This is a genomic window from Nitrosospira sp. Nsp1 (genome assembly GCF_900100985.1).
In the GTDB taxonomy this organism is placed as follows: domain Bacteria; phylum Pseudomonadota; class Gammaproteobacteria; order Burkholderiales; family Nitrosomonadaceae; genus Nitrosospira.
Genome location: NZ_FMUF01000047.1, coordinates 1 through 1,504, shown reverse-complemented (window position 1 = coordinate 1,504; position 1,504 = coordinate 1). Strand labels below are relative to the sequence as shown.

Below are 1,504 nucleotides of genomic sequence, written 5' to 3'. Positions count from 1 at the left end.
CAATACTGTTCGGTTAGTTTGGATTCGCAGATCGCTGTCGCAATGATAGCGGTTTAGGTTCGAGCATACTAACGACGCAGTCAATGTGCTGTCGTCGCGGATAATGATGATCGTGCGAAGCGTAGGGCGAGTTTCTGCGTTTAACCTGACGTGGCGCACGCTGATTGAGGGTGCGCACGGCGCGCAGCCGTGAGGCTGCGGCAAGAAGTTCATGAAACCATCGTCTTCGACATCTTGGTCGCTCTGGGGGGGAAGGCCCCGGAGTGGGGCTGGGTACGGCGCAAGAGCTGGACGTGCGCCGTAAAGGATAGCTGCGCGTGCAAGAGTTGGTGTTCGCTGGCAACTTGGTGCATGAGCCAACGCACTGCGTAATGCGCGAGCACCCAGCCATAGAACTCTTGCCGCACAAGCTCAGCGGTTTTCGAGCGCAGTACACGGCGCTTTTGCTGTAGATGCGTCTTGAGTTCATCGAAGACAGCCTCGACCTGCCAGCGTTCATGATAGAGCTTCGCCAGTTCCAGTGCAGGTGCGGTGGTGGCATCGAGCAGGCTGCTCAATAAGCGATAACGTGTTGACCCACCTTCGAGTTGAGGCAATTCGTATTCGATCACACGCACCTCAATCGCCCCTTCATTCTTCCGGCGCGCCTTGGCGCTGGGATAAATCGCGCTCAAGTAGGAACCATCCGCCAGCACTTTAACGACCGGCAGTAGCCGATTGTCCGCGCAACGCCATAGCAACTCGGCGCCGGTCTGTCGTGCCTCTTGCCAATAGCGGTAGCCGTTAAAGCCCCGGTCAGCCAAGCACAGCATACCGGGAGTCAGGCTCGCGAGAAGTCCTTGGCATACTTCCCATTCGCTGGCGCGATAGGGGCCAATGTTGGCACTAATGATTGCATGCGTTGCACATTCCACGAGCACGGCACATTGTGCCTGCGGGTAGCCTGCATGACCCGTGCGGCTGCCGGGGTAGCCAAACTGCTTGACGTTATCCTCCTCGTCGGGTACCTCGAAATTGCTGCCATCAATCGCCACGAGCCGCAAATCCGCGTAGAACGCGGCTTGGTGTATGTCTGGGCTGGCCAACGGTACACAGGCGCGCATCATCAGTGCGCGCAACGGCGCGTGTCCTATCTTGCTGCGTAATTCGCTGATTGACGATTTAGCCACTGGTGCCGGCAAGGGGCTGGACCGTGCCCAGGCCAGACCCTGGGCAATGACAGCGAATACTGCCTCGTAGGCCGCTTCGGGGTAGAGACTGAGCGCCATGCAATAGTAGACTCCCGCAACAGCCGGAAAACTGCGTATTCGCTGGCTGTTGCAGCCGTGTTTATCGAGAATTTGGTGAATATGTTCAGCCGGATAAACCCGAGCCAGAAGACTGGCGCTCAGGTAGTCACTCAACCGAGCCCCAGCTCCCAGAACTGCTTTGGTTCGTGCCATCTCCGCTCCCATGAGGACAATGGCTAAAGTGTAACTGATATTTATTTATCCGAACAGTATTG

1 protein-coding gene is annotated in these 1,504 nt (G+C 57.0%); it reads right to left on the bottom strand.

Going from position 1 to position 1,504, the window contains the following annotated elements; genetic code table 11:
* Positions 1-209: 209 nt before the first annotated feature.
* Positions 210-1,442: an IS4 family transposase gene (locus BLP78_RS14985; RefSeq protein WP_176752894.1), complete on the bottom strand. Its 1,233-nt coding sequence runs from the start codon at positions 1,440-1,442 to the stop codon at positions 210-212.
* Positions 1,443-1,504: the final 62 nt, after the last annotated feature.